The sequence below is a fragment of the Roseateles sp. AC306 genome, assembly GCF_979253795.1.
In genome coordinates this window covers 193,730-209,039 of the sequence record NZ_CEEDEB010000006.1, presented here as the reverse complement: position 1 = coordinate 209,039, position 15,310 = coordinate 193,730, and the positions used below count along the sequence as shown (strand labels likewise).

The 15,310-nt window shown below is 68.6% G+C and carries 10 protein-coding genes; 4 read left to right on the top strand and 6 right to left on the bottom strand.

Annotated elements, in window-relative coordinates:
• Nucleotides 1-33: 33 nt before the first annotated feature.
• A complete protein-coding gene (locus tag AC0IZJ_RS14705) occupies nucleotides 34-1,503 on the bottom strand; it encodes a cyanophycinase (protein ID WP_471850993.1) in 1,470 nt (489 codons plus the stop codon).
• Between the two features lie 177 nt (nucleotides 1,504-1,680).
• On the opposite strand from AC0IZJ_RS14705, the gene AC0IZJ_RS14700 reads away from it, so the two are divergent.
• Nucleotides 1,681-4,395, top strand: coding sequence for a TonB-dependent receptor (locus AC0IZJ_RS14700; protein ID WP_471850991.1), 2,715 nt, complete (start codon nucleotides 1,681-1,683; stop codon nucleotides 4,393-4,395).
• On the opposite strand, the gene AC0IZJ_RS14695 is transcribed toward AC0IZJ_RS14700, so the two are convergent.
• From AC0IZJ_RS14695 to AC0IZJ_RS14685, 3 genes are read right to left on the bottom strand one after another with little or no spacing between them, the layout of a single operon-like run.
• Nucleotides 4,388-4,807 (bottom strand): acyl-CoA thioesterase, encoded by a 420-nt coding sequence (locus AC0IZJ_RS14695; protein WP_471850989.1) that lies wholly within the window; start codon nucleotides 4,805-4,807, stop codon nucleotides 4,388-4,390. The two genes, AC0IZJ_RS14700 and AC0IZJ_RS14695, sit on opposite strands and share 8 nt — an antisense overlap.
• Nucleotides 4,804-5,427, bottom strand: a complete 624-nt coding sequence (locus AC0IZJ_RS14690) for a YceH family protein (RefSeq protein ID WP_471850987.1) — start codon at nucleotides 5,425-5,427, stop codon at nucleotides 4,804-4,806. The genes AC0IZJ_RS14695 and AC0IZJ_RS14690 overlap by 4 nt, the downstream gene beginning before the upstream one ends.
• Nucleotides 5,427-6,209, bottom strand: a complete 783-nt coding sequence (locus AC0IZJ_RS14685) for an SDR family oxidoreductase (RefSeq protein ID WP_471850985.1) — start codon at nucleotides 6,207-6,209, stop codon at nucleotides 5,427-5,429. Before AC0IZJ_RS14685 ends, AC0IZJ_RS14690 begins: the two co-directional genes overlap by 1 nt.
• Before the next feature lie 132 nt (nucleotides 6,210-6,341).
• Here AC0IZJ_RS14685 and AC0IZJ_RS14680 point away from each other — a divergent pair, with 132 nt between their 5' ends.
• Nucleotides 6,342-8,015 carry an electron transfer flavoprotein-ubiquinone oxidoreductase gene (locus AC0IZJ_RS14680; protein WP_471850982.1) on the top strand — a complete coding sequence of 558 codons (1,674 nt, stop codon included), beginning with the start codon at nucleotides 6,342-6,344 and terminating at the stop codon, nucleotides 8,013-8,015.
• 29 nt (nucleotides 8,016-8,044) lie between these two features.
• The gene (locus AC0IZJ_RS14675) at nucleotides 8,045-8,899 is read left to right on the top strand and encodes a DUF72 domain-containing protein (protein ID WP_471851189.1); all 855 of its coding nucleotides are present in this window, start codon (nucleotides 8,045-8,047) and stop codon (nucleotides 8,897-8,899) included.
• Between the two features lie 3 nt (nucleotides 8,900-8,902).
• Here the strand turns inward: AC0IZJ_RS14675 and AC0IZJ_RS14670 are convergent, their stop codons facing one another.
• Entirely contained in the window at nucleotides 8,903-11,812 is a 2,910-nt protein-coding gene (locus AC0IZJ_RS14670) for a M16 family metallopeptidase (protein WP_471850979.1), read from the bottom strand.
• A gap of 134 nt (nucleotides 11,813-11,946) precedes the next feature.
• A complete protein-coding gene (locus AC0IZJ_RS14665; protein ID WP_471850976.1) occupies nucleotides 11,947-12,564 on the bottom strand; it encodes an FMN-binding negative transcriptional regulator in 618 nt (205 codons plus the stop codon).
• 179 nt (nucleotides 12,565-12,743) lie between these two features.
• On the opposite strand from AC0IZJ_RS14665, the gene AC0IZJ_RS14660 reads away from it, so the two are divergent.
• The gene (locus tag AC0IZJ_RS14660; RefSeq protein ID WP_471850973.1) at nucleotides 12,744-15,302 is read left to right on the top strand and encodes a chemotaxis protein CheW; all 2,559 of its coding nucleotides are present in this window, start codon (nucleotides 12,744-12,746) and stop codon (nucleotides 15,300-15,302) included.
• Nucleotides 15,303-15,310: the final 8 nt, after the last annotated feature.

The window sequence follows — 15,310 nt, the reverse complement described above, 5'->3', positions numbered from 1 at the left end:
GAAAGCAACGCTTGTGACCGAACGATGCCGGCCCTACTGGCCGGAGGGCGCCGATGCAGGCGGCGCCGGCACGGCCGGCCCGGCAGCGGGCCGCGGTGCGCCGTTCCAGCCGCCGTACAGCGGCATGGGCAGCCGCACGGGAGTGATGTCGAGGTAGAGATTGGTCACGGTGAACTGCTCGCCACCGAACTCCTCGGTGCTCCAGCCGAGCGAATCCGAGCCCTTGTAGAGGCGGAACAGGAAGCCCAGCTCGGCCAGCGGGTCGTTGGTGCGCGGCAGCACGTCGAAGGCCAGGCCCTTGACCTCCCTGCGCACGCTGTCGATGAGGCGGCTCATCGCGCCGGAGATGGTCGAGTCGCCCAGCATGTCGAGGTGGAAGACGTCGTCGGTGTAATAGGGCTTGAAGTTGGGCGACTCGGGGTCGTGCGTCTCGCCGCGCAGTTTGGGCGCAGACGGCGTCGTCGAGCGGGCGCGCATGTGATAGCGGTCGCCATGCTCAAGGTAAGAAAGGCGGGCGCCCTGCACGTTGAAGGCGCCCAGCGTGGCGTCGCTGTTGGCCTCGGTCAGGTCGACGACAAGCGCGCCGCGGTCGCCGATGACCTCGATCTCGTCGCCGCGGATGATGGCCGCCGTGTTCTCGTCCACGCCAAGCCCGATCTTGTAGCCCTTGGCCATCATCAGCGGGATCATGCGGCCGAAGCGGCCACGCTTGAGGAAATGCTGGTCGACGAACAGATGCGGGCCGACGAAGCCCAGACCGCGGTCGACCTGCTTGCCGTCGGCGAAGCGGCCCTTGAGGATGTTGATGACGCTGGGCGCGTCACGGAACATGATGGTGCTCATGATGGCCGCGCCGGCTGAGGTACCGGCCACGACGCCGCCCTTGCGATAGACGTCCCAGATGGCTTCCAGCATGGGCGTGCTCTGGCCGCCCGGCTGCAGCACGTCGACGATGCGCTCCTGTGTGCCACCGGTGAAGAAGATGCCCTTGGCCGCCTTGACCTTGGCGATGAGGGCCGGGTCGCGCACGACCTTGCTCAGGTCCACCCACAGGAACTTGGGCGCCACCGGCAAGGCCTCGGCCACGGCACCGCGGCGCTGCAGCAGGTCCACCACCTGCTTGGCGCTGGCTTCGGGATCTTCACTGGCCGTGCCGAACACGACGAAGCGTGAGCCCTTGCCGCCCGCCAACTGCACGATGCGCTGCCAGACTTCCTCGTTGTCGGCCTTCAGCGCGCCGCCGATGGGCACGGCGTAGCCGCGAATGGCGGGCTCGGCCTCCACGACCGGGATGACCAGCGGCGCTTGCGCTGGCGCGGGGGCCGCTGCCGGCGCGGTCTTGGGCGCCGACGCACGCGGCCCCGAAGCCGGCGTGGACGGTCGGAACAGCCGGAAGGCCGGGGCCGAACTTGCCGCAGGTGCCGGCGTCGGTGGTGCCGCCTGCACAGCCATCGTGATTGCCACCGCAGCCCACCCGGCCCACATCCTTGCCCATGCCCTCATGCCCAACGTCCTTCCGCTTCCATCGCCTGATGATGACAGAGGCCCCATGACGGCTTGCCCCTAATCCGAACGATAACGGCGTGGCGTGCAAGAGACGAATCTCACCCCTGGAGACCAGCATCCGGCGCCCCGGTCCCTAGACTCGCCCCAAACCACCAAGCCTAGCGGAGTCCACCGATGAAAAGCCCCTGCCCGTCCCATCACTCCCGCCTGGCCCTGGCCACTGCGCTGCTCGCGCTGTGTTGTGCCGCCAATGCCCAGTCCACGCTGGAGCGCGTCGAGGTCACCGGCACGGCCATCAAGCGCATCGAGGGCGAGACGGCGTTGCCGGTGCAGGTCATCACGCGGGCCGACATCGACAAGGCCGGTGTCACGACAGCGGCAGAACTGATCGCCCGCCTGAGCGCCGGCGCCAACAACCTGACCGACGGCGGCAGCGTGGCCTACGGCGGCTTTCGCGACCAGATGGGCTTCAACGCAGCCAACCTGCGCGGGCTGGGCGTGTCGTCCACCCTGGTGCTGCTGAACGGCCGGCGCATGGCCAACTTCGCCTCGCCCGGCGACGCGGCCGGCGTCGACCTGAACAGCATTCCGGCGGCCGCCATCCAGCGCGTCGAGATCCTGCTGGATGGTGCCTCTTCGCTGTACGGCTCGGACGCCATCGGCGGCGTCATCAACTTCATCACGCGCAAGGACTTCAGCGGCGTGGACATCAGTGCGCTGGCCGGCAACACCCACGAGGGCGGCGCCAACAAGCGCTCGGCAACAGTCGCCGGCGGCTTCGGCGACTACGGCCGCGACGGCTTCAACGTCATGGCCGTGCTGGACGTGCAGAAGACCAGCAGCCTGAACGCCTCGCGGCGCAAGTTCATCAAGGAACTGGACATCCCGGGGCGGCTGCCGGACCTGCTGTCCAGCGCAAGCTTCCCCGGCAACATCAAGTTGGACGAAAACCTGCCCGGCTCGGAGCAACGTGATCTGTTGATCGACGAAGGCTTCAAGGCCAACGGCAAGGATGTCATCAGCGAGTACACGATCAACCCGGCGGCGGCCACGGGCTGCAACCCACCAGCCAACCTCTACCTCCCCGACGGCATCGGCGGCGTGGACGGCTGCACCTTCGACTACATGCGCGACATCGAGCTGTATCCCAAGTCCAAGAAGAGCAGCCTCTTCACCCGCGGCGTGTTCAACCTGGGCGGTGGTCACCAGTTCTTCGCCGAGGCGTCATTGGCGCGCGCGCGCACCTTCTACACGGGCACGCCGAACCGCGTCGATGCCGAGATGGACGTGTCGCTGGTGCCGGCACTGAAGAACACCGGCCTGGCAGCGTTCGACGCCGATGACGAGCGTCGCATCATCGTCGTCCGCACGCGCCTGGCCGAGGCCGGCCTGCGCACCAGCGAGCTGGTGGCTTCCGCCAATCGAGTCGTGCTCGGCACCAACGGCCTCGTGGGCGGCTGGGACTATGAATGGGCGCTGAACCACAGCACCAGCAAGATCTCCGACCGCGACTATCAGGGCTACCTGAACGAACAGATGGTCATGGACGGCTTTGCCGCCGGCACGCTCAACGCTTTCGGCCCCTCGAGCGCCGCTGGCCTGGCGTTGTACGAGAAGGCCCAGATCCGCGGCGAAGTGCGCCGGGCTACCGGCACGATGGACAGCCTGGACTTCAAGGCCTCCAAGGCCATTGCGCAACTTGCCGGCGGCGACCTGGCCCTGGCGTTTGGTGGCGAGCTGCGCCGCGAAAAGCAGAACTATCACCAGTCCGACGCGCTGAAGCAGGACCTCATCCTCGGCGAGACCACGCAAGGACCGGACTCGGACTTCGGCAGGTCGCGCAAGATCAGCGCCGGCTTCGCCGAGATCAGCGCGCCCATCACCAAGCAGCTGGAATTGCAGGCGGCGGTCCGCTACGAGCACTACCAGGTCAGCGGCGGCGCGGCCAGCCCGAAGCTCGGCCTGAGGTATGTGCCCAGCCCCGAGCTGCTGCTGCGCGCCTCGGTCGGCAAGGGCTTCCGCGCGCCCAGCATGTCCGACCTGTATCGCCCCGTCACCGAAGGCTCGTCGGCCACGCTGGTCGACCCGGTCTGCCTGGCCGCAGACCCGGAAAACACGCCCACCGACTGTTCCGACCTCTGGACGACGATGAACTACAGCAACGCCAAGCTCAAGCCCGAAAAGTCGCGCCAGTTCTCGGCGGGCGTTGTCTTCGAGCCGCGGCGCGGCGTCAGCCTCAATGTCGACTACTGGAACATCGAGAAGACCAATCTGATCAGCACCCTGGGCGTGGACGTCATCCTGGGCAACCTCGCCAAGTACGGCGGCTTCGTGCACCGTGATGAAGACAACGACATCGAGTTCATCGACCTCATCAAGGAGAACCGCGGCAAGCAGCGCATCTCCGGCCTGGACTTCGGCGTCTCGCTGAGCAACCTCAAGACCGGCATCGGGCAGTTCGGCCTGCGCCTGAACGGCACGCTGACCCTGAAGTCCGAGCAGCAGACCGGCGACGGCGACCCCTACGTCAGCAACCTCAACGTCTTCATCAACGAGGGTGTCGTGCAACGCTGGCGTCACACGGTGAGCGTCGACTACGAAACCGGCCCCTTCTCGCTGACGCTGTCCAACAGCTATCTGCAGGGCTACGACGACCAGCACATCATCGGCAAGCCTGACCGCAAGGTGGGGGCCTATTCGCTGTGGAACCTGTCGGCCGGCTGGGAAGCCACCAAATCGCTCACCTTGCGCGCCGGTGTGCAGAACCTCTTCGACAAGTCCCCGCCGTTCTCGCAGCAGGCCTGGTTCTTCCTGTCCGGCTACGACCCCAGCTACACCGACCCGCGCGGCCGCTACGGCTACGTCAGCGCCAAGTACACGTTCAAGTAAGCACCGCCCTCACCCACTCCGGCAAGGCCATCGCCTTGTCGGTCTGGGCGTCGAACCACAGCGTCGTAGCACCCCCCTCGGCGTAGACGACGCCGGGCTCGTCGGCCCGCTCCAGCGTGATCCAGGTCTCGAAGCTGGTGCGGCCGGGGTCGCTGACGTAGTGCTTGGCCAGCACCTCGCCCGGCGCCTTCAGCTGCCGATAGAAGTTGCAGAAGGCGTTGACGATGACCGGTCCCTGCCCGCCCGGATTGGGCGGTGCGCCAATGGACGTGAGCCAGTCGACGCGCGCGATTTCCAGGTAGCGGAAGTAGATGGTGTTGTTGACATGCCCCATCGCATCCATGTCGCCCCATCGCATGGGGATGCGGCACTCGTAGGTGAGCCGCTTTTCCGCCGGGACGGCGTACCTCATGGGTTGATACCGAGCTCAGCGGCGATGCGGTTGACGAGGCCGCGCAGCGACGCCACTTCGGCGCGCAGCAACGCCACTTCCTCATCTCGCGGCAGCGCAGAGGCAACCGCATGCTCGACCGACGCCACCGGCCCGCACAGCAAATGCGCCCACCGCGCCTCGCGCGCACCCGGCGCCCTCGGCAGCTTGACGGCGAACGGCTGCTCGCGCTCGGCCAGTTCCTCCAGGAAGCCTTCCACCGAAGACACATCGGCAAAACGGTGCAGCCGCTCGGTGTTCTGGCGCAGTTCAGCCGCCGTCTGCGGGCCGCGCAGCATCAGCTGCGTCAGCAGCGCCATGGCCGCGCCGGGCACGCCGATGCCGCGTGCGAAGTTGTGCTGGTAGCGCACCACGCGGCTGCCGCTCACGGTGTTGACCAGGTGCAGCGCCTTCAGTTCCTCCACCGTCGCCAGCACCTCGGCCTCGCTGACGTCCATGACCGGGTCACGCGCGGTCTTCTGGTTGCAGCCCGAGGTCAGCGCGTTGGCCGACAGCGGGTAGCTGTCCGGCACGGTGCTTTCCTTCTCGACGAGGACGGCGAGGACACGGGCCTCCAGCGGGGTCAGGTCACGCTTCAACATCAAACTCCGAAGCCGTCGTCGGCTTGAATCACTGCGCCATTGATGAAATGGCTCTCGTTGGCGCACAGCATCAGCAGCGCCGTGTCCAGATCCTTGGGCTGGCCAACGCGTTTGCGCGGCAGCAGGTCGATGAGCTTCTTGCCCTGCTCGGTGCCCCAGTGGTGGTGGTTGATCTCGGTGTCGATGTAGCCCGGGCAGATGGCGTTGACGTTGATGCCGTATTTGCCCCATTCGAGCGCCATCGACCGCGTCATGTGGATGACGGCGGCCTTGCTCATCGCGTAGACGCCGATCTGGCTCAGCACGCGCAAGCCGGCCATGGAGGCGATGTTGACGATGCGCCCGCCGATGAAGGTGCCCGGCGCGGCGCCGCTCGCACGGGCCAGCATGCGCTTGCCCACCTCCTGCGCGACGAAGAAGGCGCCGCGCGTGTTGGTGTCCATCACCTTGTCGTAGTCGTTCTCGCTGACGTCCGTCAGCCGCTGCGTGGTGCCGACGCCCGAGTTGTTGATGAGGATGTCCAGCGTGCCCACCTCCGTCTCGGCATGGGCCACCGCCGACTTGATGCTGGCCACGTCGGTCACGTCCAGATGCACGACATGGGCGTCACCGCCGTTGCCCTCGAGTTCGGCGCGCAGGTCCTTCAGTCGTTCGATGCGCCGGCCCGCCAGCACGACGCAGGCACCCGCCTGCGACAGCGTCCTGGCGAACTGCGCGCCCAGACCGCTGGACGCGCCGGTGACGAGGGCCACGCGGCCTTCAAGGTTGATGGAGTAACTCATGAGACTGCCTTCCGAATGGGTTGCAGCGATCCTACCGGTCTAGGCCCCTGGCCCTAAAAAAGCACGACCGTTCTATTTGCGATCCAGCCTCTCTAGAATCTCGCGCAATTCAAAGCTGACGAAAGACCCGGCATGACATCCGAAGAAATCCTCGCCCAGTTCGGCCCCCGCGAGTCCATGGAGTACGACGTGGTCGTCGTCGGCGGCGGCCCCGCCGGCCTGGCCACGGCCATCCGGCTCAAGCAGATCAAGCCCGACGCCAACATCGTCGTGCTCGAGAAAGGCTCCGAGCCCGGCGCCCACATCCTGTCGGGTGCGGTCATGGACCCGCGCGCCATGGCCGAGCTGTTCCCCAACTGGAAGGAACTCGGCGCGCCGCTGAACCAGGCCGTGGCCGGCGACGACGTGCTGTTCCTCAGCGAGACCGGCAGCCAGCGCACACCCGACTGGCTGGTGCCGCGCAACTTTCACAACGACGGCTGCTATGTCATCAGCCTGTCCGACGTCGTCAAGTGGCTGGCGCAGCAGGCCGAGAACCTGGGCATCGAGATCTTCCCGGGTTTTGCCGCTGCCGAAGTGCTCTACGACGAGCAGGGCCGCGTGCGCGGCGTGGCCACCGGCAACCTGGGCCTGGGCAAGGACGGCGAGCCCACCGACCACTTCCAGATCGGCATGGAGCTGCTGGGCAAATACACGGTGTTCGCCGAAGGCGCGCGCGGCCATCTCGGCAAGCAACTGCTGGCCAAGTACAAGCTGACCGAGGGCAAGGACACGCAGACCTATGCCATCGGCATCAAGGAGCTGTGGGAGATCCCGGCGGACAAGGCCCAGCCCGGCAAGGTGGTGCACACGGCCGGCTGGCCGATGCAGGGCGACACCTTCGGCGGCGGCTTCCTGTACCACCTGGAAGGCAACAAGGTCACGCTCGGCTTCGTCATCGGCCTGGACTATGACAACCCCTACCTCAGCCCCTTCGAGGAGATGCAGCGCTGGAAAACCCACCCCGCCATCCGCGCCCACATCGAGGGCGGCAAGCGCATTGGCTACGGCGCCCGCGCCATCAACAACGGCTCGCCCCAGGCCCTGCCCAAGACCGTGTTCCCGGGCGGCTGCCTGGTGGGCTGCGACGCCGGCTACATGAACGCCGCGCGCATCAAGGGCAGCCACGCGGCCATCAAGAGCGGCATGCTGGCCGCCGAGGCCCTGGCGCCCGCGCTGGAAGCCGGCCGCGCGCAGGACGAGCTGACGGCCTACCCCGAGGCCTTCGACAAGAGCTGGCTGAACGAGGAGTTGCAGCAGACGCGCAACTTCAAGCTGTGGTTCAAGAAGGGCAAGACGACCGGTCAGCTGATGACCGGCATCGAGCAGTGGCTGCTGCCCAAGCTGGGTGTCGCCAGCCCGCCGTGGACGCTGCACAACCACAAGGGCGACCACGAGACGCTGCGGCCTGCTGCGGAGTTTTCGCCGATCAGCTACCCCAAGCCCGACGGCAAGCTGACCTTCGACAAGCTCTCTTCGGTGTTCATCTCCAACACCAACCACGAGGAGAACCAGCCCGCCCACCTGACGCTGAAGAGCGACGCGGTGCCGGTGCAGGTCAACCTCGCGAAGTACGCCGGCCCCGAGAGCCGCTACTGCCCTGCGGGCGTCTACGAATTCGTGCCCGGCGAGGGCGGCAACCAGCGCCTGCAGATCAACGCGCAGAACTGCGTGCACTGCAAGACCTGCGACATCAAGGACCCTACCCAGAACATCGTCTGGGTCACGCCCGAAGGCGGCGGCGGGCCGAACTACGCGGGCATGTAAGACCACTTGCGCTGCCTTGGCATGGGCCGATAGGCTGCGGCCTCCTTCGGCATCTCCCAGGAGTCAGCGTGAGCGCAGGAAAGATCAGGGTCGGCATCGGTGGCTGGAACTTCGAACCGTGGCGCGACAACTTCTATCCCAAGGGCTGGCCGCAGGCGCGTGAGCTGGAGTACGCCAGCCAGCGCCTGACGGCCATCGAGATCAACAGCACCTATTACGGCGCGCAGAAGCCGGCCACCTTCGCCAAGTGGCGCGAGACAGTGCCCGACGGGTTCATGTTCTCGCTGAAGGCCATTCGCTATGCGACACAGCGGCGCGTGCTGGCCGATGGTGCCGACTCCATCAAGCGCTTCGTCGACAGCGGCATCGCCGAGCTGGGCGACAAGCTCGGCCCCATCGTCTGGCAGCTGGCGCCGACGCACAAGTTCGATGCGGCCGACCTGACCGCCTTCCTGGAGCTGCTACCCGACCAAGTGGACGGACTCAAGCTGCGCCACGCGCTGGATGTGCGGCACGACAGCTTCCAGTCGCCCGAGTACCTGGCGCTGGCCCGCAAGTACAAGGCCGCAACGGTGTTCACCGAATCCGACGACTACCCGGCCATCGCCGAGCCCACGGGCGACTTCGTCTACACGCGCATCATGCGCACGCATTCGGACGAGCCGCTGGGCTGCAAGCCCGAAGTCTTCCCGCCACTGGCTGCCGCTGCGCAGGCCTGGGCCGCAGGCGGCGAGCCCGACGGGCTGCCGCGCATCGACCCGGCGCCCGCTGAAACCGCGGCGCCGCGCGACGTCTTCGTCTACTTCATCAGCGGCGCCAAGGAGCGCGCACCGCACGCCGCGATGGCGTTGAGGCGCGCGCTGGGCGAATCCGTCGAGACCTGACCCCTACTTGGCGGCCGGGGTCTCCGCCGCCCGTGCTACCACCTCGATAGGCTTGCGCTCACCGATGCGGTCGCGGAAGAAGGCCTGCACCTGCTCCACAGTCACGGCCTGAAGGCCGGCCGTCTCGCCAAGCAAGGCGGCCTTGGTGCGCGGCTCGGCCAGCACGCGCGGCAGCCAGTAGACCCAGTGGCCGTTGTTCTGCCGCGCCTGGATGCTGCGCTCCACCAGCGGCTGGCGGGCGCGCTGCAGTTCGTCGGCGCTGACGGGTTTGTCCGCCAGTTCGCGCAACTGCGAGCGCAGCACATCGCGGAAGGCGTCGAACTTCTCCGGCGGCGTTTCGATCTGCGCCGTGAAGGCGCCCTGGCCGGGCACGTCCACCGAACCGCCGCCGTTCACATGGGGTGAATAGGCGATGCCCAGCTTGGCGCGCACGGTCTCCATCAGCCGCGCCTGGAACACAGCTGCGGCCACATTGCCGGTGTAGGAAAGCGCGGGGTCGGCCCAGTAGTCGGGCAGGGACCACTGCCAGCCGAGCACAGCCTGGTCAGCTCGACCGCGGTGGTAGGCCACATGCGGCGCGCTGCCCTCGGCCGGCGGCGTGGCCTTCAGCGCCGCGCGCACCGTGCGCGGTCGCTCGGCACCCGCGCCAAAGGTGGCCTGTACGGCGGCGATGGCCGCATCCACGCCCACGTCACCGACGATGACCACATCCGCCGGTCCGGCCAGTGGCGCGCGCAGCGCGGCCGGGATGTCTTCAGCCTTGGTGGCGGTGATGTCGGCCACGCTCGGCACGCTGCCCAGGCGCGCGTCGCCACGCGTCATCACGCGCATCATTTCGCGCTGGTAGACCAGCCCGGGCAGTGTTTCGAACTGGTTGGCCAACATGGGGGCCAGGCCGGCCAGCTTCTCCGCCATCTCGGGGCGGAAGCCCGGGTCGCGCGCATAGGCGGCCAGCACCTGCAGTTGGGCCGTCAGGTCGGCCGGGCGCGTCTGGCCCTGCAGCACGAAGTTCCAGGTGTCGACGACCAGCGTCGCGTCCAGCTGCTTGCCGCTGGCCTGGCGCCACTGCATCAGCTCGGCCAGCGAGCGCTTGCCCGTGCCGCCCAAGGGCATGATCTCCATTGCCCACGCGGCGTGCAGCTGCTGCGGCGCCATGCCGCTGCGACCCTGGCCGAGGCGCACATGGACGGTGGCCTTGTCCTTCTCCTGCGCGGTGGGCTTGACCATCAGCCGCGTGCCGTTGGCGAAGGCCACGGTCGTTGTGCCCAGCTCCGCGTCCGCCGTCTTGCTGACGATGGCACTGGCCGCGCCGAAGTCGGTGTACGGCCATTCGGTCACGGTGGCCGCGGCCTGGGCCACCAGCGGGCGCGACAGGGACTGCGCCAGCTGCTGCTCCAGCGCCGGCGCGCCGACCGGGCCGGCCTTGGCGCTGCGGAACAGCAGCGGCTGGCCGGCGTAGCTGCGGCGCAGCGCGGCCGTCAGCTCGTCGGGCGTCACGGCAGCAAAGATCGGCTCCGCCTCGGCGAGCATCTGCGCCGGGCTGACATGCAGCGTGTCGCCATTGACCGAGTTCAGGATCGCGTCGGCGATCGCCGCGTGCTGCCGCGTCGCGGCCTGCGCGGCGAGAGCCTGGAAGTGGTTGCGCATCAGCGGCAGCAGGCGCTGCAGGTCGGCCGGCGTGGCGCCCTCGGCCAGCAACTGGCGCAGCACCTCCGTCACCGCGTCCAGGGCCGCAGGCCAGCGCTCGGGCGGGGCCAGCACGTCCAGCTTGGCCTGGCCCGTCACCTTGTAGACCGTCGGCTGTAACCCGCCCTGCGCATTGATGAACGGGCTGCCCGGCTGCAGGCCGCGGTCGGCCAGACGAATGTTGAGCACGGCCACGCCGAGCTGCTGCACAAGCTGCTCACGCGAGGCGGCCAGCGTGCCCGGGCGGTTGTCGGGCGGCAGCAGCCAGGTCAGCGACAGCATGTCCGGCACGCCATCGGCCACGAACTCGGCGGCGAGCATCGTTGGCTTGGGCGCGCGCAGGTCCGGCGCGTCGGGCTGGCCAGCGCTTTTCCAGTCGGCGAAGCGTTCGCGGATCTGGCGCTCCACCGCGTCCACATCGACATTGCCGACGACGATGATGGTCGCGTTGTCCGGCCGATAGTTGGCTGTGTAGTAGCGGCGCAGCTTCTCGGCGCTGGCGGTCTGGATGCCCTTCACATTGCCGATGGGCAGCCGCTCCGCGGCGCGTGTGCCGGCCATAGCCAGCTGCTGCTGCGCGACATAGGCGCGCATGCCGGGCACATCGCGCACGCGCTCCTCCGACAGGATCACGCCCTTCTCCTGCTCGACGAGCTGCGCATCGAGCTTGAGGCGGTCGCCGATCTCGCGGAACAGCATCAGCCCCGTGTCCAGCGCGGCCGCATCGGCCTTGGGAAAGTTGAAGTGGTAGAGGGTCTGGTCGGCGGCCGTGAATGCATTGGTGTCCGGGCCGAAGGCCAGGCCCTGGCGCTCCAGCATGCGCACCACCTCACCGTCCTTCACGTTGGCACTGCCGCGGAAGACCATGTGCTCGAGGAAGTGCGCCAGCCCCTGCTCGTCGTCGCGTTCCTGCAGCGAGCCAGCGCCGATGCGCATGCGCAGCGCCACGCCGTCCTTCGGCGTTTCGTTGTGCTGGATGGCGTAACGCAGGCCGTTGGGCAAGCGGCCAAAGCGCACGGCCGGGTCGGGTGCGCGCTGCGCCAGTTCATGGCCCCACAAGGGGCCCTTCATGGCCGTTGCGGTGGTGGCCACGGCCTTGGGCGCTGAAGGCGTCTCGGCCTGTGCCGGCAGCGTCGTCAGCAGCGTGCTGCCGCCGGCCAATGCCAGCGCGGCAGCCACAGCCGTGGCGCGTTTGAAGGTGGCGGGCAAGCGGGAGGTCGGGTTCATGCAGGGTTTCGTCGTGACGATGGGAGCGGGAGGGTAGCGCTGCCCTCTCAATGAAACCGCGCGTACCAGTAGTGAATATCCCCAGGTGGCCGCCGACGGCTCAGGGGGCGCCGCCTCGGCTCGCGGGGGGGCTTTCAGGGCGCCAGCCGTGCCATCCACTCAGCCGTGGCGCGGTCCTCGGCTCGCTCTGACGCTGCCAGCGCCGCTCGGATGCGCTCGCGCTCCACGGCCGCGCGGTTCTGGCTCAGCTTGAGCTTGAGTTCCCAGCGCGTCACGCGAATGCGAAAGCCGACGATGGCGCCGAGCAGCTTGTGCTGATAGTCCTCCTTCAGGCCACGCCACTGCTCGGCGTACTCGGGCTCGAAGCGACCAATGAGGCGCTTGAGCAGCGCGTCCTTGTCGGCGGCGCCGTCAATCAGCTCGATCTCACCGTAAGCATGCAGGGCCGCGTAGTTCCAGGTCGGCACGTTCTGCAGGCTGTCGTAGTGGCTGGGGCTCACGTAGGCGCTCGGGCCGCTGAAGACGGCCAGCAGGCGCTGCTGCTGCGACAGCCAGGCCCAGTGGGGGTTGGCGCGCGCCATGTGGCCTTCCAGCACGAGGCCGTCACCGCCGGGCACCGCGACCAGCGGCAGGTGGCTGCCGAAACTGTCGCCGGTGGCGTCAGGCCCGATCAGCAGCGCCAATGGATGCTCGGCGATGAGGTGCTGCGCATGGGCCAGGTCGGACGAGGCGAAGTGCTTGGGCAGATACACGGCGGGTGATGGCGTCAGACGAAAAGGACGACGATCATCGCGCACCAGAATGAGCGACTCGCGCGGCGCATTTGTGTGACGACTTCCGCGCACGCTGTCGTCATGCCGCCGGTCAGCGGGCGGCTCTGTTGCATGCTGCCGCCGACCCACCTCAACCCCATGCGAAGGAACCGCCTGCAATGAACAAGGTCTGGCACAAGGGCCTTCCCTTCAGCCCCGAGGTGTTGCCCTATCTGCGGCGCATGGCCCTCGTGGACGAGCACCGCGAGGCGCTGCTGCGCCTGCAGGGCGTGTGGGACAGCCTGGCCCTGCTCGGCCAGATGAGCGGCACGGCCACCGACATCGCCCACACCCGCACCGCCTTCCAGAATCTCACCGCCACGCTGCTGGACAGCCTGGCCCGGCGCCTGCGCAGCCACGCGCTGCAGCGCATGGACGGCAAAGCCCGCGTCGCCATCGACATCCTCGTGCGCAACCTGTTCGAGCGCACAGCCGATGTCGGCTTCCTCGCCGTGGACGGGCCGCTGTGCGCTCATGCCGCGCTGGATGACCAACACCCCAATCACGCCGCCAGTCGCGCTGCGCTGCAGGCCCGCTTTGCGGCCTACACCGCCAAGTACTCGGTGTACGACGACGTCATCCTGCTGTCGCCGCGCGGCGAGGTGCTGGCGCGGCGCGACGGGAGCGGCTCGCAGGCCGCCTGCCACGAACCCTGGGTCGCCGAGGCGCTGGCCTGCGGTGCGCCCTACTTCGAGCGCCACGGCGCCACCGCGCTGCTGGGCGGCCGCCCCGGCCTGATCTACGCCCGCGCGCTGCGTACGCCCGGCGGGTCGAACGAAGTGATCGGCCTGCTGTGCCTGTCCTTCCGGCTGGAGGACGAGATGGCGGCCGTGTTCCGCCAGCTGCTTTCCGGCGCCGATGAGCGCTCGGTCATCTGCCTGCTGGACGCCGATCAGCGCGTGCTGCAGAGCTCCGACGCCTGGCAGGTCCCGCCCGGCGCACGACTGCAGCAGAAGGGCGAGCGCCTCGTCTTCGCCGGCCGCGACTACCTCTGCGCCAGCGCCGGCGCCAGCGGCTACGAGGGATACATGGGCCCGCCGGGCTGGCAGGCCTGCGTGCTGACGCCGCTGGAATGGGCCTTCGAGGCCGGCGAGGACCACGGCGCCGGGGACGAGCTGCGCCGCCTGGGCGCCACGCTGGACACCCGCCAGCTCTTCGACGCAGAGCTGCAGGGCATCCCGCTGGAGGCCCGGCGCATCCAGCGCAACCTGTCGCGCACGCTGTGGAACGGCAAGCTGCGCAGCCATGCGCAGGCCAACGGCGACCTGGCCGGCGCGGGCTTCGCGACGACGCTGCTCAACGAGGTGCAGCGCACTGGCGGCCAGCTGCGCCAGGTGTTCGAACAGGCCATCGACCAGCTGCAGAGCCACGCGCTGGAAGCCGTCTTCGACGGCGCGCTCTTCCAGGCCCGGCTGGCCATCGACATCATGGACCGCAACCTCTACGAGCGAGCCAACGACTGTCGCTGGTGGGCGCTGGACGTGCGCCTGCAGCGTGCGCTGGCCGCCCAGGGAACAGCGCAGGCACAGGCCGCCGCAGCCGAGGCCCAGCAGGTGCTGCAGCACATCAACGGGCTCTACACCGTCTACTCGCTGCTGTTGGTCTTCGACCCCCAGGGCCGCGTCGTCGCGGTGTCGGACCCGGGCCAGACAGGCCATGTCGGGCAGCGGCTGGAGGCCGGCTGGGTGAGTGCCGCGCTGTCGCTGCGTGACACCGAGCGCTTTGTCGTGTCGCGGCACGAAGCCAGCGCGCTGTACGAGACGGCGCAACCCACCTATGTCTACGCAACCTCGCTTCAGCACGAAGGCCAGGTCGTCGGCGGCATCGCCATCGTCTTCGACGGCGCGCCGCAGTTCGCCGCCATGCTCGCAGACGCCTTGCCCGACACGGCTGGCAGCCAAGCTGCGGGCCTGTTCGTCGCCCGCGACGGCCGCGTGGTGGCCAGCTCCGACGTGCGCTGGCCTGCGGGCACGACGGCGCCGGTGCCGGCCGCCATGCTGGCCGGCCTGGCCGCTGGCAGCACGCTGCGCACGGAGCTGGAGATCGACGGCATGGTCTACGCCGCCGGCCTCGCCATGTCCCAGGGCTACCGCGAGTACCGCCAGGGCCAGGCCGCGTCGCCCGAGGACGTGGCCGCCGTGCTGCTGCTGCCACTGGGCCCGCGCATGCCGGCGCAGGCCGCCGCCAGCGAGACAGGCTTTGCGCCACCGCCCGCCCAGGCCGCCGCAGAGAGCCTGGACATTGCCGCCTTCAGCGTGGCCGGCCAGTGGCTGGGCCTGCCTGCGGGCCACCTCGTCGAGGCCGTCGAACAGCCGCGCCTGACGGCCATTCCCAACGCACCGCGAGCCGTCGTCGGCATGCTGCAGCACGAGGGCCGCATGCTGCCGGTGCTGGACCTGAACCTGGCCCTCTACGGCCGCGCCGCGGACACGCCAGACGGCCCGGTCATCATCTGCCGCAACGAGCGCGGCCAGGGCCTGGCCGTGCGCGTGGACGAGCTGGGTCCGGTGTTCACCATTCCGGCGGCGCAAGCCCTGCCCAGCCCCGGCACGCGGGCGCGGCTGGTGCGTGGCGCCGAGGGCTCCAGCCACCGCATGCTGACGCTGCTGCCGCCGGAAGAGCTGTGGGCCCACATCGGGATGGCGGCGCCCAGCCACACGGCCCTGCTGCCGCCTTGAAGGACGGT